Source organism: Thermostichus sp. MS-CIW-34 (assembly GCF_054060435.1).
Genome location: NZ_JBSSDE010000008.1, coordinates 17,501 through 44,274 on the forward strand (window position 1 = coordinate 17,501; position 26,774 = coordinate 44,274).

At 60.4% G+C, this 26,774-nt stretch carries 20 protein-coding genes (1 of these 20 cut by a window edge); 8 read left to right on the top strand and 12 right to left on the bottom strand.

Annotated features, from left to right (window positions below; genetic code table 11):
• Positions 1-3,974 carry the 3' portion of a DEAD/DEAH box helicase gene (locus tag ACVWYY_RS04310; protein WP_457439661.1) on the top strand. Its footprint begins 1,081 nt before the window's first position, so the window shows 3,974 of its 5,055 coding nt (coding positions 1,082-5,055); the start codon falls outside the window, past its left edge; the stop codon is at positions 3,972-3,974.
• Here ACVWYY_RS04310 and ACVWYY_RS04315 read toward each other — a convergent pair.
• The 3 genes from ACVWYY_RS04315 to pds form a co-directional block, all read right to left on the bottom strand.
• Positions 3,971-4,786, bottom strand: a complete 816-nt coding sequence (locus ACVWYY_RS04315; protein WP_457402485.1) for an ABC transporter permease — start codon at positions 4,784-4,786, stop codon at positions 3,971-3,973. The two genes, ACVWYY_RS04310 and ACVWYY_RS04315, sit on opposite strands and share 4 nt — an antisense overlap.
• 75 nt (positions 4,787-4,861) lie before the next feature.
• Positions 4,862-5,749, bottom strand: a complete 888-nt coding sequence (locus tag ACVWYY_RS04320; RefSeq protein ID WP_414388869.1) for a phytoene synthase — start codon at positions 5,747-5,749, stop codon at positions 4,862-4,864.
• A gap of 156 nt (positions 5,750-5,905) precedes the next feature.
• Positions 5,906-7,324, bottom strand: coding sequence for a 15-cis-phytoene desaturase (pds, locus tag ACVWYY_RS04325; RefSeq protein ID WP_457402486.1), 1,419 nt, complete (start codon positions 7,322-7,324; stop codon positions 5,906-5,908).
• Between the two features lie 209 nt (positions 7,325-7,533).
• Between pds and ACVWYY_RS04330 the strand changes: the two genes are divergently transcribed.
• Positions 7,534-8,772: a phosphoglycerate kinase gene (locus tag ACVWYY_RS04330; protein WP_457439663.1), complete on the top strand. Its 1,239-nt coding sequence runs from the start codon at positions 7,534-7,536 to the stop codon at positions 8,770-8,772.
• A 123-nt stretch (positions 8,773-8,895) separates the two neighbouring features.
• Here ACVWYY_RS04330 and ACVWYY_RS04335 read toward each other — a convergent pair whose 3' ends face one another.
• The 3 genes from ACVWYY_RS04335 to ACVWYY_RS04345 form a co-directional block, all read right to left on the bottom strand.
• Positions 8,896-9,246 (bottom strand): DUF1257 domain-containing protein, encoded by a 351-nt coding sequence (locus ACVWYY_RS04335; RefSeq protein ID WP_414355711.1) that lies wholly within the window; start codon positions 9,244-9,246, stop codon positions 8,896-8,898.
• Between the two features lie 124 nt (positions 9,247-9,370).
• Positions 9,371-10,882: a stress-responsive protein Ycf46 gene (gene ycf46, locus ACVWYY_RS04340; protein ID WP_457402490.1), complete on the bottom strand. Its 1,512-nt coding sequence runs from the start codon at positions 10,880-10,882 to the stop codon at positions 9,371-9,373.
• A gap of 198 nt (positions 10,883-11,080) precedes the next feature.
• Positions 11,081-11,452 carry a hypothetical protein gene (locus ACVWYY_RS04345; RefSeq protein ID WP_041436554.1) on the bottom strand — a complete coding sequence of 124 codons (372 nt, stop codon included), beginning with the start codon at positions 11,450-11,452 and terminating at the stop codon, positions 11,081-11,083.
• A 178-nt stretch (positions 11,453-11,630) separates the two neighbouring features.
• Here ACVWYY_RS04345 and ACVWYY_RS04350 point away from each other — a divergent pair, with 178 nt between their 5' ends.
• Positions 11,631-11,837 (top strand): hypothetical protein, encoded by a 207-nt coding sequence (locus ACVWYY_RS04350; protein ID WP_041436551.1) that lies wholly within the window; start codon positions 11,631-11,633, stop codon positions 11,835-11,837.
• Between the two features lie 21 nt (positions 11,838-11,858).
• On the opposite strand, the gene ACVWYY_RS04355 is transcribed toward ACVWYY_RS04350, so the two are convergent.
• Entirely contained in the window at positions 11,859-13,727 is a 1,869-nt protein-coding gene (locus tag ACVWYY_RS04355) for an ABC transporter ATP-binding protein (RefSeq protein WP_457402492.1), read from the bottom strand.
• Positions 13,728-13,757: 30 nt separating this feature from the next.
• On the bottom strand, positions 13,758-14,993 hold the full coding sequence (locus ACVWYY_RS04360) for an RNA-guided endonuclease InsQ/TnpB family protein (protein WP_457402494.1): 1,236 nt from the start codon (positions 14,991-14,993) through the stop codon (positions 13,758-13,760).
• Positions 14,994-15,279: 286 nt separating this feature from the next.
• Between ACVWYY_RS04360 and ACVWYY_RS04365 the strand changes: the two genes are divergently transcribed.
• The gene (locus ACVWYY_RS04365) at positions 15,280-16,065 is read left to right on the top strand and encodes a hypothetical protein (RefSeq protein WP_457439665.1); all 786 of its coding nucleotides are present in this window, start codon (positions 15,280-15,282) and stop codon (positions 16,063-16,065) included.
• Here ACVWYY_RS04365 and argB read toward each other — a convergent pair.
• From argB to ACVWYY_RS04380, 3 genes are read right to left on the bottom strand one after another with little or no spacing between them, the layout of a single operon-like run.
• Positions 16,062-17,000, bottom strand: coding sequence for an acetylglutamate kinase (argB, locus tag ACVWYY_RS04370; protein ID WP_457402498.1), 939 nt, complete (start codon positions 16,998-17,000; stop codon positions 16,062-16,064). The two genes, ACVWYY_RS04365 and argB, sit on opposite strands and share 4 nt — an antisense overlap.
• Positions 17,001-17,059: 59 nt before the next feature.
• The gene (locus ACVWYY_RS04375; protein ID WP_457402500.1) at positions 17,060-17,941 is read right to left on the bottom strand and encodes a M56 family metallopeptidase; all 882 of its coding nucleotides are present in this window, start codon (positions 17,939-17,941) and stop codon (positions 17,060-17,062) included.
• The gene (locus ACVWYY_RS04380; protein WP_414423600.1) at positions 17,938-18,372 is read right to left on the bottom strand and encodes a BlaI/MecI/CopY family transcriptional regulator; all 435 of its coding nucleotides are present in this window, start codon (positions 18,370-18,372) and stop codon (positions 17,938-17,940) included. The genes ACVWYY_RS04375 and ACVWYY_RS04380 overlap by 4 nt, the downstream gene beginning before the upstream one ends.
• 121 nt (positions 18,373-18,493) lie before the next feature.
• On the opposite strand from ACVWYY_RS04380, the gene miaB reads away from it, so the two are divergent.
• Positions 18,494-19,828, top strand: a complete 1,335-nt coding sequence (gene miaB, locus ACVWYY_RS04385) for a tRNA (N6-isopentenyl adenosine(37)-C2)-methylthiotransferase MiaB (RefSeq protein ID WP_457402502.1) — start codon at positions 18,494-18,496, stop codon at positions 19,826-19,828.
• Between the two features lie 286 nt (positions 19,829-20,114).
• Here the strand turns inward: miaB and ACVWYY_RS04390 are convergent, their stop codons facing one another.
• Positions 20,115-20,465 (bottom strand): hypothetical protein, encoded by a 351-nt coding sequence (locus ACVWYY_RS04390; RefSeq protein ID WP_011433285.1) that lies wholly within the window; start codon positions 20,463-20,465, stop codon positions 20,115-20,117.
• A gap of 234 nt (positions 20,466-20,699) precedes the next feature.
• On the opposite strand from ACVWYY_RS04390, the gene gltX reads away from it, so the two are divergent.
• The 3 genes from gltX (at position 20,700) to ACVWYY_RS04405 (ending at position 26,725) form a co-directional block, all read left to right on the top strand.
• Positions 20,700-22,139 carry a glutamate--tRNA ligase gene (gltX, locus tag ACVWYY_RS04395; protein WP_457402505.1) on the top strand — a complete coding sequence of 480 codons (1,440 nt, stop codon included), beginning with the start codon at positions 20,700-20,702 and terminating at the stop codon, positions 22,137-22,139.
• Between the two features lie 22 nt (positions 22,140-22,161).
• The gene (locus ACVWYY_RS04400; protein WP_457439667.1) at positions 22,162-25,476 is read left to right on the top strand and encodes a GAF domain-containing sensor histidine kinase; all 3,315 of its coding nucleotides are present in this window, start codon (positions 22,162-22,164) and stop codon (positions 25,474-25,476) included.
• A gap of 166 nt (positions 25,477-25,642) precedes the next feature.
• Positions 25,643-26,725: an isocitrate/isopropylmalate dehydrogenase family protein gene (locus ACVWYY_RS04405; RefSeq protein WP_457439669.1), complete on the top strand. Its 1,083-nt coding sequence runs from the start codon at positions 25,643-25,645 to the stop codon at positions 26,723-26,725.
• Positions 26,726-26,774 lie beyond the last annotated feature (49 nt).

Sequence of the window (26,774 nt, forward strand, 5' to 3'; positions counted from 1 at the left end):
GCCGCGTGCCCCGGGCGCTTTCCGAAGTTGCTGCCCAACTGGCAGAGCTGACCAGCACTACCCCTGAGAGCTGCACCGAGTCCCTACGCCAGTTTCTGGCCCACGCCAGCAGCCTGCGGGAGGGCTCTAGCCGCGGCCCGGCCTTGAAGTTGCACCAGTTTATCTCCCAGGGCCGCACCCTCTATGCCACCCTGGAAAGTCGGGACAAGCGGCAGTTTTCCCTGGAAGGACAAGTGCAAGCAGGGGAAGGAAAGCTGTTTTTCCCCGTCAAGTTCTGCCGCCACTGTGGCCAGGACTACTACCACGTCCTCAGGTCAAAGACTCACTTCCTGCCCTATCCTCTGGGGGAAGAGGTTGAGGAAGGCGAAGACCAGCAGGCCGGCTACCTCAGCTTGGATCCCATTGACAACGAGTGGTCGCTGGAGCAGATCCCGGAAGATTGGTACACCCCTGAAAACCGGCTCAAACCCCACTGGAAAAAGCGCGTCCCCCAAGCAGTTTGGGTGCGCCCGGATGGCTCCTTTTCCGAGTACCCCCAGGCGGAGGCGCAGAAGATGTGGTGGCAGCCCCACCCCTTTTCCCTGTGCCTGGCCTGCGGCGAGTACTACAGTGAGCGGGAGCGGGAGTTCGCCAAGCTGGCTTCCCTCTCCAGCGAAGGCCGCTCCAGCGCCACCACCATCCTTGCCACCTCCCTGCTGCGCCATGCCGAGCAAACCCAGGCCGCTTGCAGCAAGCTGCTGACTTTTACCGACAACCGCCAGGACGCCTCCTTGCAGGCCGGCCACTTCAACGACTTTGTCCACGTGGCCCTTTTGCGGGCCGCGCTCTATGCTGCCCTGCAGGAGAAAAAAGAGCTGGGCTTTGACGAGGTGGCCCAGGAAGTGGTGCGGGCTTCTGGCCTGGAGCTTGCCGACATTGCCCAAAACCCGGCTTTGGATCCCGACTCGCCCAGTGCCGAGGAAGTGTGGCAGACCTTTAGCGAGCTAACCGAATACCGGCTCTATGAAGATCTGCGGCGCGGCTGGCGGGTTACCCACCCCAACTTGGAACAGGTGGGCCTGCTGAAAATCGAGTACCGCGGCCTCGGGGAGCTCTGCCAAAATTCAGCCCTGGCTTCCCTTCACCCCTGGTTTGCCCAAGCCAGCCCTGACGAGCAAGAGCAACTGCTGCGGGCTCTGTTGGATCGGTTTCGGCGCCAATTGGCCATCGATGTGCCCGTGCTCAAGGCAGAGCCCCAGAGAAGGCTGCGCCGGCGCGCCCAGCAATATCTCAATGAGTTTTGGGGCCTGGAAGAGCATGAGGAGTTGCGGACGGCTCGCTGCTTTGGCCAGAACCCTTCCCGGGAAAACGGGCAAATGCTCAGCCTGGGCCGCCGCAGCACCATTGGTCGCTTCCTCTGCAGGCGCCTTGATCTGAACCAAGAAGCCTACGACAGGTTTTTGGAGTCCCTGCTGTCTCTCCTGGTCAGCCAGGGCCTGCTACGGCGCCACGTGGAAAATGGCCAGGTAGCCTACCAGCTAGACGCCGGCTGTCTGCGCTGGTGTCTGGGGGATGGCCTGCCGCCGCCGGATCCTCTGTATTCCCGCAGCGCCCAGCAGGAGGGCTACACCTCTGTCCGCCGTCCCATCAACCCCTTCTTTCAGGAGCTCTACCGAGCCGGGGCAGCAGGGCTGGGATCCCTGGAGGCTAGGGAGCACACGGCTCAGGTGGTTCGGCCAGGAGAGCGGGAGCAGCGAGAAAGGCGCTTTCGCGGGGAGGATCAAGCTCGACGCCTTCCCTATTTGGTGTGCTCGCCAACCCTGGAGTTGGGGGTCGACATTGCCGATCTGGATCTGGTGCACCTGCGCAACGTTCCCCCAACGCCAGCCAACTACGCCCAGCGCAGCGGTCGGGCAGGCCGCCAGGGGCAGCCGGGACTCATCATCACCTATTGCGGGGCTTTCAATAGCCACGACCAGTACTACTTCCGCCGCCGCCCCGAGATGGTGGCCGGTCGCGTGCGCCCTCCCCGCCTGGATCTAGCCAACGAATCGCTGCTGCGCGCTCACATCCACGCCGTTTGGTTGGCTCAGGTGCGCCTGCCCCTAGGCAATTCCATTGAAACCGTCATCGACGCGGATCGGGAAGAGCTGCCCCTCAGGGAGACAGTGGCCCAGCAAATCCAACTTGAGGAGTCTGCCCGCCAACAAGTGAAGGAGCAGGTGCAGAAGCTGCTGGCCGCCGATCGCCAACTCCTAGATAAAAGCGGCTGGTTTAGCGAGCGCTGGCTTCAGCAGGTCATTGAAGAGGCACCCCAGGCTTTTGACCGAGCTTTCGATCGCTGGCGAGAGCTCTATCGGGCTGCCACGCAGCAGTTGGAAGCCGCTAACCGCCAGCTCCAGACGACTCGCCAAAAGAAAGACCAACAGGAAGCCGAGCGCCGCCAGCAAGAAGCCCTGCGCCAGCGCAACTTGCTGCTGCAGATTGGAACCCAGCGGGAGGAAAGCGACTTCTATCCCTACCGCTATTTGGCTAGCGAAGGCTTCTTGCCCGGCTACAACTTCCCTGCCTTGCCGGTGCGGGCCTGGGTGCCCCGCGGCAGCGAGGGCGAGTTCATCGCCCGGCCTCGCTTTTTGGCTATCCGCGAGTTTGCTCCCCACAACTTCCTCTACCATGAGGGCTGCCAGTGGGAAGCAGTGGCGTTTCAGGCTCCGCCCGGCGGCCTGGAGGAGCGCAAAAGTAGCCACAAGCTCTGTTTTAGCTGTGGGGCCTTTGCCGATCCCCACCTGGATTGCTGCCCCGTCTGCGGCACCCAGTTCGATGGGCAAAACAGCCTCTTTACCCAGCTTCTGGAAATGCCCAATGTGCGCATGCGGCGGCGGGATCGCATTACTGCCGACGAAGAAGAGCGGCGGCGACAGGGATACGAGCTGCAGACTTTCTTTCAGTTTGCTCCCGAAAGTTCAGGCTACCGCGTCCAGGAAGCCGACGTGCTAAGGGGCGAAACTCCCCTGCTGCAGTTGCGCTATGCCCCAGCCGCCACGCTGCTGCGCATCAACTCCGGCTGGCGGGGCAGTGGGGGGCGAGGTTTCCTGGTCAACTTTGACAATGGCGAAGTCCCTTCTCGAGATCAGCTTGGGGGCAATAGGGCTAGCTCGTCTAGCCAGATGTCCTTGCAGCCCATCCGCCTGGCAGTGCGCGCTACCCAAAACCTCTTGCTGGTGCGGCTGGTTCAGCCCAGCCTGGGGAATCTGCAGGCCCTAGAAACGACCCTGCGCTATGCCCTCAAGCGGGGCATCGAGGAGACCTTTGAGCTGGAGGAGACGGAGCTGGCGGCCGAGTCCATTGGCCAGGGATCCCATCGCGCCATCCTCCTCTACGAGACCGCCGAAGGGGGAGCTGGCGTCCTGCGGCGGCTGGTGGAAGAGCCCCATGCCCTTGCCGAGGTGGCCCAAGTGGCTCTGGAGATCTGCCACTTCCAGCTTTCGGAAGAGGGGATCCAAGATCGGCGACCGGAGTGCCGGGCAGCCTGCTACGAGTGCCTGCTTAGCTACGCCAACCAAAGGGAGGCCCTGCAGCTTGACCGCTATCAGATCCGGGATCTTTTGGGCCTGCTGGCCAACAGCCGCACCGAGCTGCGCTCCCTGGGTCGCTCCCGCCAAGAGCACCTGGAGTGGCTGCGCCAGCTCCTGGACCCTCGCTCTGAACTGGAGCGCCGCTTTCTCGAAACGCTGGCAGCAGGAGGGTATCGGCTGCCTGAGGATGCCCAGAAAGCCATTGCCGATCCCGACTGCGTCGTTGACTTCTTCTACAGCCCCAACATCTGCATCTTCTGCGATGGCCCAGTCCACGACCAGCCTGCCCAAGCGGAACGGGATCGCCAACTGCGCTCGCAGCTGCAGGGACGGGGCTACCGCGTGCTTGTTCTGCGCTACAACCAAGATTTGCAAGAGCAGCTGGCTCGCTACCCAGAAGTATTTGGCAAGGGCAGCTAGTCCTGCTGGTGGGAAAACAGATAAGCTCCCACAAAAGCCAGGATTACCGCCAAGCCGCCCAAAACTCCCACCGTGTACCAGGGAAACTCCGCAAGCGGCTGGTAGGCGGCTGCCCGCATGCCAATGCTGGCGTAGGAAAGGGGCAGGCAATAGACCAGCACCTGCAGGTAGGTCGGCAACTGGGCGGGATCGAAAAAGGTGGCCCCTAGGAAAGACATGGGCGTAATCAAAAAGTTGGTTAGCACGCCCACACTCTCCAGGCTGGGCACCTTCAAGCCAGCAATTACCCCAATGCCGGCAAAGACGGTGCAATCCAAAAGTAGAACCAACAGCGACAAGGGGTGAAGCAGGCCCCAGGCCCCCGTACCCAGCACCCCCACCGCCAACACCCCCAAGGCCGTCAGCAGGCCGCGGGCAATGCCCGCCAGCACCTTGCCCAGATGCAAAGACAAGGGGTGCACCGGCAACAGCAGCAGCTCTTCAAAGCTCTTGGTAAATAGCCGCGATCCACAGATGGAGAAGGTGGTGCCGGCAAAGCTGATGGTCATGGCGGAAAGGGCCACCATCCCCGGCAAAATAAAGCGCAGGTAGGAGCCTGCCGCCGTGGATCCCACCACATCGGCCAGAGCCTCTGAACGCAGGGATCCCCCCAAGCCCACCCCAAAGGCGACAATGTAGATGAGGGGGGCCACCAGACCTGAGGCCACCACCTGCCAAACTCGCCCCCGCAGATCCAGCCAGTCGCGCCAGAAGATGGTTAAACTGTCTTCCCAGATTCGCTGATAGGGTAGGGTCAGGGCACGGCTTACCATAGGTTTTCTTCGCTGTATTAGAGGCCTTCTTGTTTTCTGCTGCCGCGGCCGTGGGGAACTGCTTGCTGCTCCCTACTAGTAACCGTAGTAGTTGGAGCGCCGCGACCGCCACCAGGCCACCGGCAGCGCCAATGCCTTGCTGAGAGTGGACACGTAAGCGCGGGTGCGAAAAACCTGGTAGTGGTTGCGCTCGATGGCGTTGAGAATCTGCCGGTAGAGCATCAAGGAAGCGGCTACCGGCCAGCGGGAGTCCGGCTGCAGGGTAGGGATCCCCCGTTCCGCTTGGGCATAGAGCTCTCTAGCCCGCCGGATCTCATAGTCCATCAAAGCCATCCAGCGCTCGTCAATAACATAGTTAAACAGGTCCCGCTCGGAGTAGTTGAAGCGGCGCAGATCTTCCAGGGGGATGTAGATCCGCCCGCGGCGGGCGTCCTCTCCCACATCCCGCAAGATGTTGGTGAGCTGCATGGCGATCCCCAGCGCCACCGCCTCCTCGCGGCCATCCCGGCCCGGCACAAACCCCATGATCTCCGAGCACATCAGCCCCACCACCCCGGCCACGCGGTAGCAGTAGACCCGCAGATCTTCCCAGGTGGCGTAGCGCCGCGTATCCAAGTCCATGCTCTGCCCCCGCAGCATCTCGCGAAACGGCTCGATGGAAAGGCGGTAGGTGCGGATGGTGTGGATCAAAGCAAGGTCCGTGGGGACTTGCGGCTCGCCTCCCTGGAAGAGCGACTCCAGATGGGATCCCCACTGCTCCAGCTTGCTGCGGGTGACCTCCACCTCTGCCTGGCTGGCTTCCAGTCCATCCAGCAACTCATCGGTTTGCCGCAGCCAAGCGTAGATGGCCCAGATGGCCCGCCGTTTGGACTGGGGCAAGAGCAGGGATCCCAGGTAGAAAGTCTTAGCGTGCTTGGCCGTAATCTGGCGACAGAGGGCAAAAGATTGCTCAAGTGGACTCATCTGGCTATCTCCAGGAGCACAGGGCCAGGATAGAGAAGGAAGAGGAACGGCGAGGGCACATATCAACACTACGGGAAAGCGGACGCCGCGGATAGCCTAGAAGAGGTTGTGGGGAAAAGAAAGATTCAAAAGGCATAGGAGGCGGACGGCGGAGAGCTAGACCCCCGCAGCTGCCAGAGTTGAGGCCGAGACAGAAGCGCGTTGAAATGGGATCCCCTTGTTGATGGCCTCCGCCGCCCACTTGCCGGAGAGGATGGCCCCCTCCATGCTGCCCAGGAAGGGCTGTAGGGTGTAGCTGCCCGCCAAGAAGAAGTTGGGAATAGGGGTAACTTGAGTGGGGCGATACTGCTGTCTGCCAGGGGTAGCCTTGTAGACCGAGCGCGGCGTTTTCACCACCACCCACTTGCGCACGCGGGCGGGGTTGGGGCCGGTGAGGTGCTGGGGGAAGAGTTTTTTCAGCTCCTCCAGCGTGGCGGCAAAGATCTCCTCATCGCCGCGATCAATCCACTCGGCAGCCGGAGCCAGCACCAGCTCCAACATGGACCGCTCCGGATCGGCATAGGCCCGGCAGGTGTTGCTCATGTCGGCATACACGCTCAATAGCGGCGAGCGGGAAAACAAGGAGTGATCGATGTGAGTAATCTTGCGGTCAAACCAGATCTGCAGGCTAATTACTGGCACCCCCTCCAGTTCACGCAGCTTTTGGAAAAAGGGGATCCCTTGCCATTGGGGCGGCAGCAGCTCCTTGAGCGCGTCCACCGAAAGGGCCGAGACATAGGCATCGGCAGTCACCTCCACCGGCCCAGAGGGGGTGGCTAAGCAAAACCCGGCCACGCTGTTATCGAGGTTGAGACGAATGTCCTGCAACGCCGCCTTCAAATGCACTTCCCCCCCACGGGCGACAATGTAGTCCACCATCGGCTGGCAGAGCCGCTCTGGGGGAGCGCCGTCTAGGTAGGCAATCCTAGAGCCATCTTTTTGCTGCAAAAAGCGGTTCAAGGCCGTCAGGGGCACCATGGCCGAGATCTCCTCCGGGTTGATGAAGGCCAGGGCCTTGGAGACGGCAATGAAAATATCGGTGTTGACCCGCTCGTCAATACCCTGCCGCCGCAGCCATTCCAAGAGGCTATAGCGATCCATCTGCTCCACATAGCGCTGGCCGCGAATCATGGCCGGCACCAGCCCCAGGGCAAACTTCACCTTTTCCCCCCAGGTGAGCATGTCGTTGTTGCGCAAGATGCCGACAATGGCGTTGAAAGGAGCGGGAATATCCGGCAGGTCAAAGCGGGAATAGGTGCCCGGCTTGTCCGGCTGGTTGAAAATCAAGCTGTGTTCCTTCCACTGCAGGCGATCGGAGATGCCCAGCTCCCGGAACAGCTGCAACGTGTTGGGGTAGGCGCCAAAAAAGTTGTGCAGCCCCGTCTCGATCCAGTCGCCGTCGGCATCTTTCCAGGCAGCCACCAGGCCACCCAAAACATCCCGCCGCTCAAAGAGGAGCGGTTGATGCCCGGCATCGCAGAGATACTTGGCACAGGCCAGCCCGGCCAGCCCGCCACCAGCAATGGCAACACGCATGAGGGTAACGACAAAGCAACATTTTTATTCTATTTGCAAACCGTTACAATTGCCGGGGCCAAGGGGCAGACGGAAGGCCGACCCAGCAAAAGCAGCGGAACAAGGGGATCCCGAAGCCCATCTGTCTCACTGCCGGGATCCCAATCGCTGGTAGGATACATACGGAAGAAAAAGTAAAGATTTTCCGCAGTCCGGGGGGAAAGACAACGATGGCCAAACAAACACTGGGATCCCTGCTGTCATCCGGCTTTGATTTAAACGGCAAGCGCGTGCTGGTGCGCGCCGATTTCAATGTCCCCTTGGACGCCCAGGGCAACATCACCGACGACACCCGCATTCGGGCTGCTCTGCCCACCGTCCAGGCCCTCATCCAAGCGGGCGCCAAAGTGATCCTCGCCAGCCACCTGGGCCGCCCCGTCAAAAAAGACAAAGAGACAGGCGCGGTTAAGGTCGCCCGCGAGGGCAATAGCCTGGCCCCCGTGGCCACCCGTCTTTCTCAATTGCTGGGCCAGCCGGTTGCCTTTGCCCCCGACTGCATCGGCCCTGAGGCCGAGGCGGTAGTGAACCGCCTGGAAAACGGCCAGGTGGCCCTGCTGGAAAACGTCCGCTTCTACCCAGAAGAGGAGGACAACGACCCGGAATTTGCCCGCAAGCTGGCCTCACTGGCCGACCTGTTTGTCAACGACGCCTTTGGCAGTGCCCACCGCGCCCACGCCTCTACTGCCGGCGTTACCGCCTATCTCCAGCCTGCTGTGGCCGGCTACCTGGTGGAAAGGGAGCTGCAATTCCTCTCCGGCGCCATCGAGAATCCGCGGCGCCCCTTGGCGGCCATCATCGGCGGCTCCAAAGTCTCCACTAAGATCGGCGTCATTGAGCGGCTCCTGGAAAAAGTGGACAAGCTCCTGCTGGGCGGCGGCATGATCTTTACCTTTTACCAAGCCCAAGGGATCCAAACCGGCAAGTCTTTGGTGGAAACCGACAAGCTGGATCTGGCCCGCTCCCTGATGGAAAAAGCCAAAGAGCGGGGGGTGGAGCTGCTGCTGCCGGTGGATGTGGTGGTAGCCGATAGGTTTGACAAAGATGCCCAGGCCCAGACCGTTTCCATCCACGCCATCCCCGAGGATTGGATGGGCTTGGACATCGGCCCGGAATCGATCAAAGCCTTCCAGGCTGCCCTGCAGGGGTGCCAAACCGTGGTCTGGAACGGGCCGATGGGCGTCTTTGAGTTTGACCGCTTTGCCGTGGGCACAGAAGCCATCGCCCGCACCCTGGCCGATCTCACTCAAGCGGGAGCCACCACCATCATCGGCGGCGGCGACTCGGTGGCAGCTGTCGAGAAAGTTGGCCTCGCTGACAAGATGACCCATATCTCCACCGGCGGCGGGGCCAGCCTGGAGCTATTGGAAGGGAAGGTGCTGCCCGGCATTGCCGCTCTCACAGAAGCGTAGGTTCCTCCTTCGGGTCGCAGCCCCTCCAATCCAAAAACCAAGCCAAAAAGTAGGGGCTGGATTCAGCCCCTCCTAACTTTAGTCGGTGTAGATCGCTGCAGCGATGGCGAGACAGGATCCGGCTTAGTGCATCACCACTTTAACGTTGGCGTTGTTCAAGCCAGGACGCTTCACCTCGGCCAAGGTCTTGTTGACGGCGTACTTCTGGTTGATGGAGTTGATCAACTCGGTCTGGTTGTGCTTCTTGGCCACGCCCCACAGATCGGCGATCAGGTCGTAGGAACCGTCGGGATTCTTCGACCAGCCCAGATCGTAGTCGCCTTCCAACTGAGCCACGATGTCAGCGCGAACACGCTGGCCGTTGTAGCCACGCACGTCGGCGTTCAGCTTAACGGTGTAGCCGAGATCGCGCAGAGAGTTGATCAGGATTTGGCTATCGGTGATCTTGGTACGCAAGGTGCTAAAATGAGACATGGTGTTTCTCTCCTGTGTGTAGGGGTTGGAACATCAACACAAACAATGGGCACTGTTCTTTGGGGAAGGTTTGGGCCCTGCCGTCCCTGCTTCTGTCAAGGTAGCTTTGGATCCTCACCTCCTCCTAGAACTCCAGCCGCTGGTACTCGGCTACAGAGGCCGCTGCAGGCCGAGCCCGCTGCTGGGCCCATTCCCTCAACGCTACCACTTGCTCCGTCATGGTGCGAGATAGCGGTTGAGTTGCTTTCGTTGCTGCCAGAATGTCCAGCTGGGTAAACTCACGGTTCTGGGCAAACGCTTCGTACATGGCAGCAATCAAAACTTGTTCGATCTCTGCGCCGGAGAAGCCCTCACAGGCGGCAGCTAGCTGGCGCAGGTTAAAGCGGCTGATATCGCGCCGCCGCTTCTGCAGGTGGATCCGAAAGATCTCGATGCGCTCGTTGATGTTGGGCAAGTCCACGAAGAAGATTTCGTCAAAACGGCCCTTGCGCAAGAATTCGCCCGGCAGACGGTCCACACGGTTGGCGGTGGCCATGACAAAGACCGGCGAGCGCTTCTCCTGCATCCAGGTTAGGAAAGAGCCAAAGATGCGGCTGGAGGTGCCCCCGTCAGAATCGCTGGAGCCTGCTGATCCAGCAAAGGCTTTGTCCAGCTCGTCGATGAAAAGGATGGCAGGGGCGAGAGATTCAGCAGTTCGCAGGGCACTGCGCAGATTCGCTTCCGATTTGCCCACCATGGAGCCATCATAAACGCGGCCCATGTCCAGACGCAGCAGGGGCAGGCCCCAGAGACGGGCAGTGGTCTTGGCGATCAGCGACTTACCGCAGCCAGGCACGCCCAGGATCAGCATACCCTTGGGTTGGGGCAGTCCATAGGCGCGGGCCCGCTCAGTGAAGGCCTCAGAACGTTGCAGCAGCCAGCGCTTCAGCTCTTCCAGACCGCCAACGGCGTCGATGGTCTCGTCCTCTTCGATAAACTCGAGAATGCCGTTGCGCCGGATCAGTTGCTTCTTCTCAGAGAGGATGATGTCTACTTCTGCCTCGGTGAGGCGACCATGCATCACCACAGCCTTGCGGTAGACTTTTTCTGCCTCGTCCTGCGTTAGGCCCAGGGCCGCCTTGAGCAACTTTTCGCGGGTATCAGGAGCCAAAGGCAGGGAGCGCGGGATCTGCTCCAGCTGGCGGTTGAGGGCGCGCTCCAATGTGGCCATGTCCGGCAGGGGGAAGTCCACTACGCAAATGTCTTTCTCCAGCTCGACCGGGATCACCTGCACCGGCGACATGAGCAGGATGGTTTTGTGGGATCCCTTCAGGCTGGCAATAGCATCCCGCAGCCAGCGCTTCACCTCGGTGTTGTCCAAGAAGTCATGTAGGTCTTTGAAGACGCAGATGGCGGGATCCTTTTGCTCCATTACCCACTGGATGGCGGGCTGGGGGGATTGGGTGTTGTGCTGGGTGAGGCTGCGGGGGTTGCCGTATTCGACGATGCCGTGGGTAACTGTCCAAATGAATAGGCGACGCTGAGGCTTAAGGGTGCGGGCAATTGCTGCCAGAGCCGCTTCTGCCCGTTCCTCCTCTGGAGTCAGCAGGTACAGCAGTGGGTATTGAGCTTGAATGAGGATGCCTAGCTCTTGCATGGGAAACACCAACTGCAGAGGGGAAATTTCAGGAGCCGCCAGAACGGTTGAAAAATGGGGTTCGAGTTGCCTAGGTATTGGATCGCACTTGGGAGTACGCCCTTGTTGGATGGATTTTGAGAGGATTTTAGAAGCTTTCTGTGTTGCTGTCTGCTCCTATCAGCTCAAGTTCCTGAAGGGGGCCTGCTTGGGAGCGTTCTAGCAGGGTACCAGAGCATCCTGCCGTTGCTCTTCCGAGCCAGCAGCCGATCCCCAGTATTCTGGCTCCACCTCTTCAAGGATGGCTTCGGCAGCCGATGTCTGGTGCAGGGAAACCACCTCTCCATCGCGGATAACAAATGGGTGACTACACTTGGGACATTGATGGACACGATAGGCGCTACCTTGTACCCCTTCAATGACCTCTGGGTGAAGCAGATAGAAGGTAATGGCCTTCTCTGCCACTGCCGACATCGGCTCCCGCTCCACGGCAGCCCGAATCTTCAGATTCCGGTGCAGCTCAGGTGAGAGATACAGGGTCACCTTCTGCTTGGACTCTGTGCCTTCCACTACCTCTGGCCGATGATTCATGGCTAACCGCTTTCTTTGAATTGCTTGCCAAACTTGGGGCCTATCATAGCCAGTCTGCCGGCTTGACGGCAAGTTTTTAACAATCTGTAACAAACAATTTTCTTGATGGCCCTCTGTGGATACCTGCGGCTGGGGGAGTAGGCTAGGTGGAAGACAAGGAGCGGAATGTCCAGTCCCTATGGAACGCTTGATCAACACCCTCAGCAAAAATTTCTCTAGCTGGGGCCGCCGTGCCCTGGTGCAGGCCAGCGATGGTTTGGCCAGCTTGAGAGACACTGCCGTGGATAACGGCAATCTGTTACTCTGCAAGGCTCGCATCGCGTTCGCGGATGCCAGCTTCACCACCCTAAAGGCAATTCGGTCTCGCTTTGGCGCCAGTCGCTGACGGTTGGGCAGAAGCACCCTGCTAGCCGCCCAGATCTTGCAGCCGATAGAGGCTGGCATAGAGCCCGCTGAGGGCCATGAGCTCGGCATGGGATCCCTGCTCTTTGAGTTCCCCCCGCTGCAGAACCAAGATGCGATCCACATCGCGGATGGTGGAAAGGCGGTGGGCGATGATCAGGGCGGTGCGATCCCGCAGCAGGGTGTCTAGAGCCGATTGCAGGAGGGCTTCGGTGCCCACATCCAGGCTGGCCGTGGCCTCATCCAAAACCAAGATTTTGGGATCCCGCCACATGGCCCGCACAAAGCTGATAAGCTGTTTCTGGCCGCTGGAGAGGTTGCTGCCCCGCTCTCGCACGGGGGTGGCGTAGCCTTGGGGCAAATCGCGGAGGAAGTCATGCAGGTTGAGTTGGCGGGCGACCTGCTCCACTGCCGCTAGATCTGCCTTCTCTCCTAGGGTGATGTTTTGCTGGATATCCCCGGAAAACAAAAATCCATCCTGCAGGATTACCCCTAGGTGGCGGTGCAGCTCAGCCTGGGGGAGATCCCGAATATCAACGCCGTCAATGCGAATGGAGCCGTGGGTTACGTCATAGAGGCGGCAGAGCAAGCGGATGATGGAGCTTTTCCCGGCTCCCGTGGGCCCCACCAGGGCCACTTTTTCTCCGGGGCGGATGGTGAAGGTGAGGTCTTTCAGCACCCACTCCCCGGGGTTGTAGGCAAACCAAACGTGCTCAAACTGCACCTCTCCCTTAGCATCGGGGGGTAGGTGGCGGGGCTGAGCGGGATCCCGGATGGCGACCGGCAGGCTGAGGATGGCGTCGATGCGCTCGACGGCGGTGAACCCCGCCTGCAGGGCGGTGAACTTTTCCGCCAACTGCCGCAGCGGGTTGAAAAACCGTTGCGAAAAGAGAATAAAGGCGTAGAGGCTGCCAAAGGTGAGGGGTTCCCCGGGCAGGGGCAGGGATCCCGTCCATCCCCCTCCAAGTGAGCCCCTACCGGTTGACATCACCTGCTGCCCGCCCACCCAGAGCAGGGCCGCCACGGCCAGCCAAGACACCCACTCCAAAACGGCAGAAAGGGCAGAATCATAAAGGATGGTTTGATCCACTTCCCGGATGTAGCGGCGGTTCATGGTTTGAAAAATCTCGCTATTGAGCCGCTCCCGCCGAAACAGTTGCACCACGGTAATGCCCAAGATGTTCTCCTGGATCCAGGAGTTCAGCTTGGAGAGTTCTTCGCGCACGCGAAAGTTGGCATCCCGAAAGCGGCGCTGCAACTCGAGGACAACAGCGCTGATGGGCAGGACGATGAGGATTAGCAGCAAGCCCAGATCCCAGCGTTGGCTGAGCATGACCACCGCGATCACCCCCAGAGTAAACAGGTCGCTGACAATGCCGACGGCACCGGTGGAAAAGACATCTCCCAGGGCTTCCACATCGTTGGTGATGCGGGTGATCAACTTGCCCACCGGGGTGCGGTCGAAAAACTGAGCCGGCAAGGCCAGAATGTGGGCGAAGAGATCGTCGCGGATGTCGCGGGTCATCAACTGCCCCAGCTTTTGGCTGACATACCCTTCCAGGGCTTGGAAGAGCCAGCGAACCAGCACCGTCAGGATCAACAGCCCCACATAGAGCCAAAGGTCGGAGAGGATCCCGGCCTCACCTCGTTCCAGCGCTCGGGCAATGGGGCCATCCAGAGCCCGCTGTAGGATCAGAGGCTGCACCGCATCCGCCAAGGCCAAAGGGGGCAGAAAGGCCAAGGCCGCCAACACCAGCCTGAGGTGCCGACGGGCATAGGGCCAGAGCAGCCGCAGCAGCCGCCAATCGCTTTCTCGCCGCGGGCGGGGATCCCTACTTAAATCGGTATCGGGGGGAGAGGCGGCAAGGCTCACAGGCTTACACCCGAGAACAACAAAGACAACTCATAGAGAGCAGTAAACTACCCGACTCCGACCGCTAAAGCGGTACGGAGCGGGCTTTCGGTAGCCCTGCAGTTGGCAAGCCAACCACGAACCTCTAGGCTGGTTTACGACAGCCCCCAAAAGCGCAATCACATTCGCACCATTCAAATCCGCATCCCCTTCCCATCCACAGTGTCCACACTTAAACTTCTTTCCACTGCGGTAGGATTGCGCAGGGTCGGGATGAATGTGCAAACACCGGTGGCAGGTCTGCGACGTGTAGGCAGGCGGCACCAGAATCAAAGCAACCCCTGCACGCAGAGCCTTGTACTCCAAAAATTGACGGAGTTGATAAAACGCCCAACTGTTGGCCCTGCGCCGTTCAGTTTTACTGCGGGGTTGTTGGTTGATGCGCTCCCGGATCCCTGTCAGGTCTTCCAGGGCGATAGCGCTGTTTGTCGCCTTTGCCCTAGAGACAATAGCTTTGGAGATGCGATGATTGACCCACGCCTGAAAGCGTCTCTCCTTGCCAGACAGCCGTTGCAACAGTTCTCTGCATCTGCGCCGCGAACTGCGGGTGCCCTTACTGGCTTTGCGTTGAAGTACCGCCCTCAACCGCGAGTGATGGTCTCGGACTTTGTTCAACTGCTGTCCATTCCAGTTATCTCCTTCCGATGTATGAGCAATATCCGTCCTTCCCAAGTCCACCCCCAGCACTCTGCCCGTGCGTTGCGGCGGGGATGGCTCCGCTTCCACGCGGATCTGAATAGAGTAGGAGCCGTCTTTGCGCTTGACCAGAGTGGCAGATTTGGGATTGGAGCCTGCCAACTGTTCTCTCTGGTAACGGCCAATCGCCAGCTCAAAGCGCTCTCGACCCTCCACCGTGGTCAGCGACACCGTCCAGTCTTTCTCGCGGAACGAAAAGATACGTGCATCGTAGGTAGCGAAGCCCCCTTTGAACGCTTTGACGGGGCGGTTTTTCTGTTGGGCAACTTTACGGGCGCCGGCCAGCCGTCTGCAGACCTGCTGGTCGCGTAAGCGGGACGTAGTCCTTGCCAAGTTACTGGACAAGCCGAACCGGGCACGGATTTCGCGGTAGCACAGAGACTGGAGCTTAACGGCGTTGGCGACTTTCTCCGGCGTGTTCTGGTTGACCCAATTCAAGGCTTGGCCAAAAGCCTCCAAAGTCGCGTCCAATTTGGCGGCTTGCGACTGGGACACCTTGAGCTTGCAGGAGACGGTCAGGACTTGGGTCATGGTTCTATTGTGACTTCCGCATTCCTCCCGGCACTGACCCTACGGGTACAGTGCGGGGCTCCTGCGATTTCTAGCTGATCTACTCTAAGCGCTCTCCCTGAGGGAGAGGGAGTTTGGGATCCGCAAGGGTTTCCTCGCCATTGGGAATGGCTATAGCTGCACCCCTAATGGCTCTGGGACGGACGGAAAACTGGCCGCTTCAGGAGCTTCTGGCCGCTCGGTTCGGGCAGGCTGTAGGCAGCTTGATGAGGAGAAACCGGCAATGTCTTACTCAACCTCTTACTCCGTGTCTTACTCGAAAATCTTTTTCCCAGTTTGGGTGGCGGGGCTGGTGTTGTTGATTGGCGGTGGGATCCTGTTTGTCCTGCTGCGGGCTTTTGGGCTACCTATTGGGGAGCTGGCCGATTGGGCCATTGGGATCGCCAGCTTTTGGTGGCTGGTGGTGATCGTCACCCTTCCCTGGAACCTCTACTTTCAGGCCAAGGCCGTTCAGCAGGAGGCGGTCGTGTCTCAGGAACGAGGGATCCCGGTGGAAGATTCAACCTTGGCTTTCCTACAAAAGCTCAGCCGCTGGTCGTTGCGCGTGGCCATTGCCCTGCATGGGCTGTCGGCTCTAGCTTTCTATGGCTTGGCCGTTGGGCAAGTCACCCCCATTGGCTACCCCAGCGCCGTGGCTGCGGTGTTGTTAACGGCTCTGCGCCCGGCCATCCGGGGCTACGAGTATTTGGCCGACCGCTTGGCCCAGTTGCAAGGGCAAATCCAGATCCCTCGCGAAGATGCCCTCGAGCTGGCGGAACGACTAGAGCAGTTGCAGCGCCAAGTCGAGCAGTTGCAGGAGCAATGGGATCCCGGCAAGCCCGGTTCTTGGGCCCAACAAGAGGAAGAAACCCGGCGCTACCTGCGGCAGGAGCTGGCCGCGCTCAAAGCCCAACTGGAACAGTTGCGGGCCAGCAACGAGCTGGAGCACAGGCAATTGCGCCAGGAGACCCACCAAGCTGTGGCTCAGCTCAGTGTGGATAGCCAGTTTCTCGGCCATGTGCGGGAGATCCTGCGCTTTATCAAGGAAGCTTAGCGGGATCCGTTGTTCAGTCCTTCCAACTGAGCGGAAAACTGAGAAGGAACCAGCTTGGTGCCCACCCCGGCATCGGTCAAAATCTCCAGCAGCAGAGAGTGAGGGGATCCCCCATCCAGAATGTGGGCTGCCCGCACCCCTTGTGCCAAGGCGCGAATGCAACACTGCACCTTCGGGATCATGCCGCCCTTGACGACACCGGCTTGGATCAACTGGCGAGCCGTCTCGATATCCAGCAACGTAATCAGAGAGCTGCGATCCTGAGGATCTTTGAGAATGCCAGGGGTGTCGGTGAGCAAAATCAGCTTTTCTGCCCCCAGAGAGGCCGCCAGTTCTCCCGCCACCGTATCGGCGTTGATGTTGTAGGCTTGGCCCGTCTCATCGGCAGCCACACTGGAGATCACCGGAATCTGTCCACCTTCCAATAGGGTTTGCAGCAACTGGGGGTTGATACTGCTCACTTCCCCAACAAAGCCAATCTCCGCCCGGCCCTGGGATCGCGCCTTGATCAAGTTGCCATCTCGCCCGCACAGCCCCACCGCCGATCCGCCGGCCAAGCTGATGAGCTGCACGATCTGCTTGTTGACCTTGCCCACCAACACCATCTCCACTACTTCCATGGTGGCGGCATCGGTAACCCGCAAGCCATCCACAAACTTGAAGGGAATGTCCAGTTTTTGTAGCCAACTGTTGATCTCCGGCCCCCCCCCATGCACCAACACCGGGCGGATCCCCACACAGGCCAGAAAGACGATGTCTCGGAGCACCTCGGCCCGTCGCTCTTGGTGCACCATGGCTGCGCCGCCGTATTTGATGACAATAACGCGGCCCTGGTACTGCTGAATGTAGGGTAAAGCCTCGATGAGGATCTGCGCCCGCGTAAGGGGATCACACGCCGACCCGGTCGCCTCAGAAAGGGAAGAGTTGGTTTGCACTGCTGTAAGTCCCTAGAAGTCCAGAAAACCTGACCCAGAGTATCGCATCCTGCAGATCCTCAGGTATGGAACGGGATCGCCAGCAAAGGCAATAGGGACAACCCCAACCAGGCCCAACCCCGAATGGAAGAAGAATGGGGTAGGGGATCGACGGGCCCTGACTCTGCCTGCTGCAGCAGGGCATCGATACGCTCTTGCAGCCGCTGCCTTGGGTCTGAACTCACGGCCATTGCAAAGCCAACCCAAGCTGCCGCCGGTTGCTCCACCACGCCATAGCCCACCACCTGCAGCAGGGCCTCTCCCAACAACAAGGGATCCACCCGTTGGGCCGCCCAGCGATCCGCCCGCAGCTCCCGTAGGGTGAGCAATTCCTCCCACAGGGCCTCGGTGTTGGGCAGCCAGCCGGTGAGGCGTCGCAGCCAGCCCACTCCAAACATCCAGAGGGTATCGCGGTAGTGGCGATGGGCCTCTTCGTGGGCGATTACGGCCCGCAAGTGCTCATCATCCAACTGCTCCAGCAGGCCGCGGCTGACCACCAACTGGGCATTCCACACCCCCACTTGGGCAGCAAAAGGAATCTCCAAATCCAGCACGTAGGCCGGAGAGCCATGCAAATCCACCTGGGCCAGAGCTTGCAGATGGGCACGTCGATAGGAGCGCCAGTATTCCCAAATCCAGTGCAAGGCCACGCCGCCGGCCACGGCCAGCAACAGCAGGGCACAGCCGTAGCAGAACCAGCCCCCTGCTCCGGCCATTTGTCCCCACGGCCCCATCCAGGCCAAGGCCAGAGCAGTGGTCAGCAACAGCAGCGGGGGCAGCAAGAAGTGGATCCAAGCCCGCTGCCAACGTCGGCTCCACCCGCCCCCCTTATCCAGGCGCACTTGCACCCGCCACAGCCAACTGAGGCCCAAGCCCAGCAATAACATGCCCAAGTGGCTCATCGCGGATCCCTCCTGGCTTGACGGGCTGCCCGCAGCCGTTCGGCAATCGCCTGCAACTGGGACACACTGGCCTGATCCAGGCTATCGGCAAAGGCTGCCACCGTATCGGGATCCCCTACAGCCAAAAACTGCTGCAGGTGGGTGAAGGCCCTGAGGCTGGCCGCTTCCTGACGCGAAAGACGAGGCCGCCACAGCATGGGCAAATGCCGCCCTTGGGGATCGGTGCGGCGCTCACAGCTCACCCAGCCCTTCTGGCTCAAGCGCTGCAAAACTGTAGTCACAGAGGCATAGGCCAGCTCCCGATCCGGATCGGCCAAGATGCGCTCGTGGATTTGACGGGTGCTGGCGCTGCCCAGATCCCAGAGGATCTCCAAGATTTCCGATTCCAGAGGGCCCAGCGATAGTTGCTTGGGACGATGCTTGGGCAACATGAGCCTTTGCCGGTGTAGGAATTTCTATCTAGCTAGATTAACTGTTGGAGTCTCAAGCCCCGCAGCCATTTTAAGGATCCGCTAAGCTCGAAGATGGTGGTTCTTTGTGCTGTTACTTCCCATGGCTGCTCCCACCTACCACACCATCACCTTCGGCTGCCAAATGAACCGCGCCGATACCGAGCGCATGGCCGGGATCCTGGAGTCCCTGGGGTATGTGGCCACCGAAGATGAGTTGCAGGCGGACTTAGTTCTCTACAACACCTGCACCATCCGCGACAATGCTGAGCAAAAGGTCTATTCCTACCTGGGCATCCAGGCGCAGCGCAAGCGCAAAAACCCAGCCATCAAGCTCATTGTGGCCGGCTGTGTGGCCCAGCAGGAAGGGGAAAAATTGTTGCGCCGCGTCCCTGAGCTGGATCTGGTCATGGGCCCCCAGTACGTGAACCGCCTTGGGGATCTGTTGGCGCAGGTGGAAGCTGGAAACCAGGTGGTGGCCACCGAGCCGGTTGAGATCCCAGAAGACATCACCAAGCCCCGCCGCGACAGCCAGGTCACTGCTTGGATCAATGTCATCTACGGTTGCAACGAGCGCTGCACCTACTGCATCGTGCCGCGGGTGCGAGGGCAAGAGCAGTCCCGACAGCCCCAGGCCATTCGCGCCGAAATCGAAGACGTGGCCAGAGCGGGCTACCGCGAGGTGACGTTGCTGGGGCAGAACATCGACGCCTACGGACGGGATCTGGATCCGAAAACCAACCTGGCCAGCTTGTTGCGCTTCGTCCATTCGGTGGAAGGTATTGAACGGATTCGCTTTGCCACCAGCCACCCGCGCTACTTTACCGAGGAGCTGATCGCCAACTGCGCCGAGCTGCCCAAAGTCTGCGAGCACTTCCACATTCCCTTCCAGGCGGGCAGCAACGAAGTGCTCAAGCGGATGCGGCGCGGCTACACCCACGAGCGCTATCGCCAGATCATCCAGCTCATCCGCCAATACATGCCCGAAGCCGCCATCAGCGCCGATGCCATTGTCGGCTTTCCGGGAGAGACCGAAGCTCAGTTCCAAGAAACCCTGCAACTGGTGCAGGACATTGGCTTTGACCAAGTGAACACCGCCGCCTACTCCCCTCGTCCCGGCACCCCCGCCGCTGAGTGGCCCGACCAGGTGCCTGAAGAGGAAAAAAGCGACCGCCTGCAACGGCTGAACCGACTGGTGGCCGAGGTGGCTGCCGCTCGCAGCGCCCGACTCTTAGGCCAGGTGCAAGAGGTGCTGGTGGAAGGCCCCAACCCGAAAAACCCCCGCCAGGCGATGGGGCGTACCCGCGGCAATCGCTTGGTGTTCTTTGAAGGGAATCCGGAGCAACTGAAGGGATCCCTGGTGCCGGTGCGCATTACCGCCACGCGAGCTTTTTCGCTGACCGGAGAGGCAGTTACCGTCCGCGCGAGCGGGCCATAGGATGAAGGCTCTCACAAACACAACTTTCCCCAGTTCCCTCTTGTCCGATTGCGCCGGCGGAGCGCCTCTCCAGGGAGCTGTTTCGCTGAGAAAAACCATGCCCTCCTGGGTGAACAGCTTTAAGGCAACCGCCAGGCAGTCACTGCCCTTTCCGCCACGCCGACCAGGGCACAACCACCGCCCTAGCTAGCTTTCTTCCGCGCAGCAGTAGAACGGAGCTTCATACACAACGTTTTGGCAACAGCAACAGGCCGGCGCTGGAACAGGCCCCGAATACCTGCCCTGCCTAGCGCAAGATTTCAAAATCCAAAACGGGCTCTGTCTGGGTCACGCGGTAGTACCCGGCCTGGGTACGAACCGAAGCCTGATAGGGACTGGGCAAATCTAGCGAGCGCAGGGGTGGGATGTTGGTGCGTTGGTTCAGCAGCGTGGTGAAGAAGGCGGTGGTCTGCCGGGCCTGGGAGCGCACCACCTCCTCAGGGAAAATGACCGGATCCACATTCCTACCTGTATCCAACAGGATCCTATCCAGGGCATCTCCCACCGGATAGGAAGGATAGGCAATTTGGGCCAAGGCGGATCCAATCGGGATCCCGGCGGACAGACAACCCAGAAGAATGGCCAAAGTCAGACGCATGTGCTGGGATTCCTCCTGCGCTACAGCTTTTCCTCAACACCGGAAAAAAGGGGGGGTTGGACATTGCCAGTCAACCTTGATCCCCGTGCAGCCTACCTTTTGACCGGCGGCTAGAGCGGATTCTACTCGAAATGCCTCAATTGGCAACCGCCTGCAACCCAATGGAGGGCCAACATGACAAAGGATCTCGCCGCCGACTAGGATCAGGATGCTCTGCTTGGGATCCTTAGACCTGTGAGTGTTTGTGTTCGCCTTGCCCCCAGCCCAACCGGAAATCTGCACATCGGCACCGCCCGGACGGCAGTGTTCAACTGGCTGTATGCCCGTCGCCACGGTGGCCGGTTCATTTTGCGCATTGAGGACACCGATCGCGATCGCTCTTTGCCCCGTTACACCCGCAATATTTTGGCAGGCCTGGCCTGGTTGGGTCTGGACTGGGATGAAGGGCCGATCTACCAATCCAAGCGCATCGAGCGCTACCAAGCAGTGGTGCAGCAGCTTCTGGATCGAGGGTTGGCCTACCGCTGCTACGTCAGCGAGGCGGAGCTGGAGGAGATGCGCGCTGCCCAGAAGGCCGCCGGCAAAGCCCCCCGCTACGACAACCGCCACCGCTTTCTCACCGAAGCCCAGCGACGGGCCTACGAAGCCGAGGGTCGGCAGCCAGTGATCCGCTTCAAAATCGAGGAGCCCCTAGAGGTGTCTTGGGTGGATCTCATTCGCGGCCCCATTACCTGGAACACCCAGGATTTGGGAGGAGACATGGTCATTGCCCGGGCGGATGGCTGCCCTCTCTACAACTTGGCGGTGGTGGTGGATGACATCGACATGGGCATCACCCATGTGATTCGCGGCGAAGATCACATCGGCAATACCCCCAAGCAGATTTTGCTCTACCGTGCTCTTGGTCACGAACCTCCCCAGTTCGCCCATTCTCCTTTAATCCTGAACCCGGAAGGGAAAAAGCTCTCCAAACGGGATGGGGCAACTTCGGTGACGGAGTTCCAGCAGCTGGGCTTTTTGCCGGAAGCTCTCAAGAACTATTTGGCTTTGCTCAGTTGGTCGCCCCCGGATGGGGAAGAGCTTTTCTCTTTGGAAAAGGCGGCTGCGCTGTTCGACTTTGACCGGGTTAACCGTGCGGCTGCCCGCTTTGACTGGGACAAGCTCAACTGGATCAACAGCCAGTACATCAAGCGGCTTTCTCCGCCAGAACTGGTAGAACGGCTCACCCCCTTTTGGCAGGCGGCAGGGTTTGACCTTTCCGGAGTGCCGGATCCCACCTGGTTGGAAGATGTGGCCCGCCTGATTGCCGATGGTATCGACCGCCTGGCAGAGGCTCCTCCGCTCAGCCGCTTTTTGTTTCAGGAGCCCCTCAGCTACACGTTGCCAGCTCTGGAACAGTTGCGCCTGCCTGGGGTGGCAGAGGCTATGGCTGCAATGGCCACCACGTTGGCTGCTGCCGAGCTGCCCCAGGTTTCGGCGGACAGCTTAAAACCGCTGGTGGATCAGGTGGCCAAGGGCCAGAACATGAAAAAGGGCCTGCTGATGAAGAGTTTGCGGGCTGCCCTGACAGGGGATCTGCAGGGGCCGGATTTGCTGGAATCTTTTGCCCTTCTCCAGCGGCGGGGCTGGGCTTTGGGGCGGTTAGAGGCTGTGCAGAAGTTGGTTCCTTGTTGATGGAAGCCCATCTCTTGCTGTCATGCCTTCGGTTGCCTCTGTTGAAAGTGCTCCGCACCGCTGCCGCAATCGGGATCCCATGCTGTCACGCCAGCTACAGGCTGCAAACCAAATTGTCCAAGAACTGGTGCTGCTCTCTTCTCAGTTATCTTCCCCATCCTCTTCGGACTCTGTAGAGACGAGGGAGCTGGAGCAGTGTGTGCTCAAGTTGGCCCAGACCTTGGTACGGCAGATGGTGGATCGTCTGGGTGCAGCCTCAGCTCGCCTTTGGTTTTTCGACCCGCAGGAAGGATGTTTTCAGTCGGTGGCCCATGCCGGCCTGCTCAGTCCTGCTCACGACCAAATTCAGCGGATCTATCCTGACGACAGCCCTTTGGGACGGGTGGCCCAGGAGGGGCTGCCGCTTTTGAGCAACAATCCCGCCCAAGAAGCCTGGATGCCCGCCCCGGAGTGGGTGAAGGCCAATGGCTTGCGAGGCTTTGTTGCCTACCCGATTAACCGGGGGGAGGAGCGGCTGGGGGCTTTGGCTCTGTTGAGCCGGACACCTCTGGAAGCCAGCTTTCTGGAAGTGGTGAAGTTCCTCTGTTCCTATATCGCCAGCGCCATCATCAATGCCAAGCTGCTGGAGCGCAGCCGACGGCAGGCGGTGCGGGAGGCGCTGCTCAACCGCATCACCAGCACTGTTCACCGCTTTTTGCAGTGGGATCAAATCGTCAGCACTGCCCTGAAGGAGCTGCAGCAGGCCTTTCTCTCGAAAGGGGTGAAGGGGCTGAGCCGCTGCTGTTTTTACAGTCTCAGCCCGGATCAGCAGACGGTTCGGGTCAGCCATGAGGCCCTGAGCCCTGGGCTAACCCCCTCCCTAGGAGAGGTGTACCGGATCCAGGACTTTGGCTCGCTGTGCGAGCGCCTGCGGACGGGGCAGGTGGTGCAAATAGCCTTGCCTCTGCTGCCGGATCGAGATCTCCTGACCCCAGAGGGGTTGGCCGCTCTCCAGGCGCTGCAGGCTTGCTCGGCGGTGCTGATCCCGGTGCAGTCGGTGGGCTCGGCAGGAGTAGGGCTTTCGGAGGTTGGCGGGAAGGATGGGGGACGGCCCGGTTTGGCTGCAGAGCCAGGGGAGATGATTGGGTTGTTGGGAGTGTACGTCACCACACCCCACCTTTGGCAGCCGGAGGAGATCGAGCTGTTGCGCTCGGTGGCCTCTCAACTGGCCATTGCCCTCACCCGTTCCAGCCTGTTCGAGCATGCCCATCAGCAGACGGAACGGCTGGCTCTGTTGCACTCGATCACGGCGGCGATTCGCTCCAGCCTGGAGCCCACCACCCTCTTCCATGCGATCACCCAGCAGATCGGGGCGGCTTTTCAGGCAGATGTGTGTATCTTGGCCCTCTGGCAGCCGGAGCAGGAGCTGCTACACCCTGTTGGCCTTTATGCGCCGCAGCTTTCCCCCACCGTTCGCGTGGGCGGGACGGAGTCGTTGCTGGACACTCTGTTGCCGACAAGGGGGCCGTTGGTGGGATCCCCAGATTGCCCCTGGGTTGAGCCTGGGATCCCGCCGGACTTGCCGGAGACGATTCGAGCCAAGTTGCGCTTGGGGGCCAGTTTGCTCGCCACCTTGAGGGGGCCTGTGGTGGTGCCGGAGCCGCAGACGGCTCAGTCCTGGGCCGATCTAAAGCCTCAGAGCCAGGGGAGTGGGCTGTTGTTGGTGCCCCTATTTGCTTCTGAGCATCCGGACAGGCCCCAAGAACTGTTGGGGGGCATTGCCCTAATCCGCTACCCTGGCAGCGATTCCCTGACCCCTCGTCCTTGGCAGCCGGAGGATCTGGAGTTGGCAGAAGCCGTGGCCGAGCAGGCGGGGATCGCCCTCAAGCAAGCGCGGCTTTACGAGCAAACCCGTAGCTCTGCCCAGCGGGAAAGCCTTTTGCGCCAGATTGCCCAGCGCCTCAGCGGCACCTACAATCCCCAGGAGGTGGTGCAGATTGCCCTCGAGGGCATGGCAGAGGCTTTGCAGGTTGAGCGGTGCAGTTTTGTGGCGCCCTGCAGTGGCCATGAGCCGTTCGCAGCCTCGTCGCGACAGCCTTGCGGTTCCCCTTCCCCTGCCGTAGGCAGAGCAACAGCCCCACCAGAGGCGGGACGGAGTCCTTTGGCTCAGCAACCCTTGGCCGGCGCTCCTGCAGAACCTCTGGCCATCATCCAAGAGTATTGCCGTCAGCCGGGGATCCCTTCCCAAAGGGGACAGACGCTGCCCCCTGAGCTAAGCCAGCTCCTCTGGGTCAATTGCTACAGCCACCTGAACACGCTGCTGATTCCAGATGTCAACACCTTCCCATTGTCTGCCCACGCCCGCCGCCATCTGCTGCAAAAGGGCATCCGCTCCCTGTTGGGTGTGCCGATAGTCACCGATGCTCGCCAGGTGGCCGGGGTGCTTTGCGCCTTCATGCCGCCGTTTGAGCCGGCAGTTCGGGGAAGCAAAACCGCCGATATCGCCTCAGAAGCCGCCGGATTTTCCCCCAGAGATACGGACTTGGTGAACGCGCTGGCGGACATTGCGGCAGTAGCCTTGCAGCGGGCCTCTTTCTACGAGCAGGTTCGCCGTCAGGAGGCGACGGCAGCAGCTTTGCGGGGCCTAACCGAGGGGCGAGAGGCGGAAAGTCGTCGGTTGGCCGCCGATTTGCACGACCAAACCTTGGCAGATCTGGGAGCTTTGTCTCGCCAGATCCAAGAGCTATCCGGCGATCCGACCATTGGCCCAGCCGGACAGGCTCAGTTGCGGGCCATGAGCGCCCAACTGCGAGAGACCATGGCCGAATTGCGCGGGATCGTGGAAGATTTGCAGCCGACGGCCATGCGGGCCTTTAACCTTGGCCCGGCTCTGCGCAGTCTCCTGGAACGGGCCGCCCAACGTTCCCCCCATCCTCTCCTCACCCGTTTCGACAACCAAGCCGATGGCCTGCTCTCCCGTCTCAGCCCCACCTGCCAGAGCAACATTTTCCGCATCGTGCAGGAGGCTCTGAACAACATCGTCAAACACGCGGGGGCACGGCGCATCGATCTCATCATTCAGCCCAAGGCGCAACAGGACGCCGGTTCCTCTATCAACCCTCAGGCTCCCTACACCCACTTGGAGCTGAAGATCATCGACGATGGCTGCGGTATGCCGGCGTCCAAGAGTGGGGTGGATCCCGCCCAGCCGTCTGGCCATGGACACGGGTTGCTCAACATGCGCTACCGAGCCGAGTTGATCGGGGCAAGCATTGCTTGGCGTAATCGCCGCTTTGGCAGTGGCACAGTTGTAGAGCTGCGAGTCCCTCTGCCGCCGAGTCCCCGATCTTGCGGCTAGCCCCCCCTTTTCTGAGGTAGCAGACGCAGCATTTTCAGTCTCAACCTGTTCTATAGTCGTTTAAGCTCAACGGATCCCCGGTTGTCTGACCCGTTTGTAGGGGATCCTCTCACGCTGGCAAGGCGGAGTTTTTGCGCTGTCGTTAACACTGCGAGGAGAAGCATCTGTGGCCTATCGTGTGACTTTGATCCCTGGGGATGGCATTGGCCCGGAAGTGGCCAAGGCGATGACCACGGTCTTGGAGGCTACTGGGGTTCGGTTCGAATGGATCCCGGTAGAAGCAGGAGTGGAGGTGATCGAGAAATACGGCACCCCCTTGCCGCCCCAGGTGTTGGAGTCCATTCGGGAAACCAAAGTGGCGATCAAAGGGCCGATTGGCACTCCCGTAGGTACTGGCTTTCGTTCGGTCAACGTAGCCATTCGCAAGGAGCTGGATCTCTACGCCAATCTGCGCCCGGCCAAATCCATGCTCGGTGTCAAAAGCCCTTTTCAAGACATTGACCTAGTGGTGGTGCGGGAAAATACTGAAGATCTCTATGCCGGGATCGAGTTTGAACGGGGCACGCCGGAAGCCATCCGAGCGCGGGAGGAAATGATGCGCCTCTCCGGCAAACCCATCCGCGAGGGATCCGCCATCGGCATCAAGCCCATTTCGGACTTCGGCAGCCGCCGCATTGTCAAATTTGCCTTTGAGTACGCCCGCCAGAATGGCCGCAAGAAGGTGACGGCAGTGCACAAAGCCAACATCATGAAGTTCACCGATGGCTTGTTTTTGCAGGTGGCACGGGAGGTGGCCCAGGAGTACCCCGACATCGAGTTTGAAGATCGCATCGTGGACAACATGTGCATGCAACTGATGCAAAAGCCGCAGCTCTACGATGTGCTGGTGCTCACCAACCTCTATGGGGACATCATTTCCGACTTGTGCGCGGGGATGATCGGCGGGCTGGGGGTGGCGCCGGGGGCCAACATCGGCGACGGCATTGCGGTTTTTGAGGCCATTCACGGCTCTGCTCCCAAATATGCCGGCCAAAACAAAGTCAACCCCTGCGCTCTGATCCTCTCCGGGGCGATGATGCTGCGCTACCTAGGAGAGCGGGAGGCTGCCGCAAGGGTGGAGGCGGCGGTGCAGGCGGTGATCGCCGAGGGCAAGCAGGTCACCTATGACCTGGCCACAGGGGATCCCGTCGGCACTCAGGAGATGGCAGAGGCCATTGCTGCCCGCGTGCGGGAGATGGCTCCGCAGTAGGGTTTGGCGTCAAATGTTCTGATCCCAGGCTCCTCAAAAGGGAGGGACT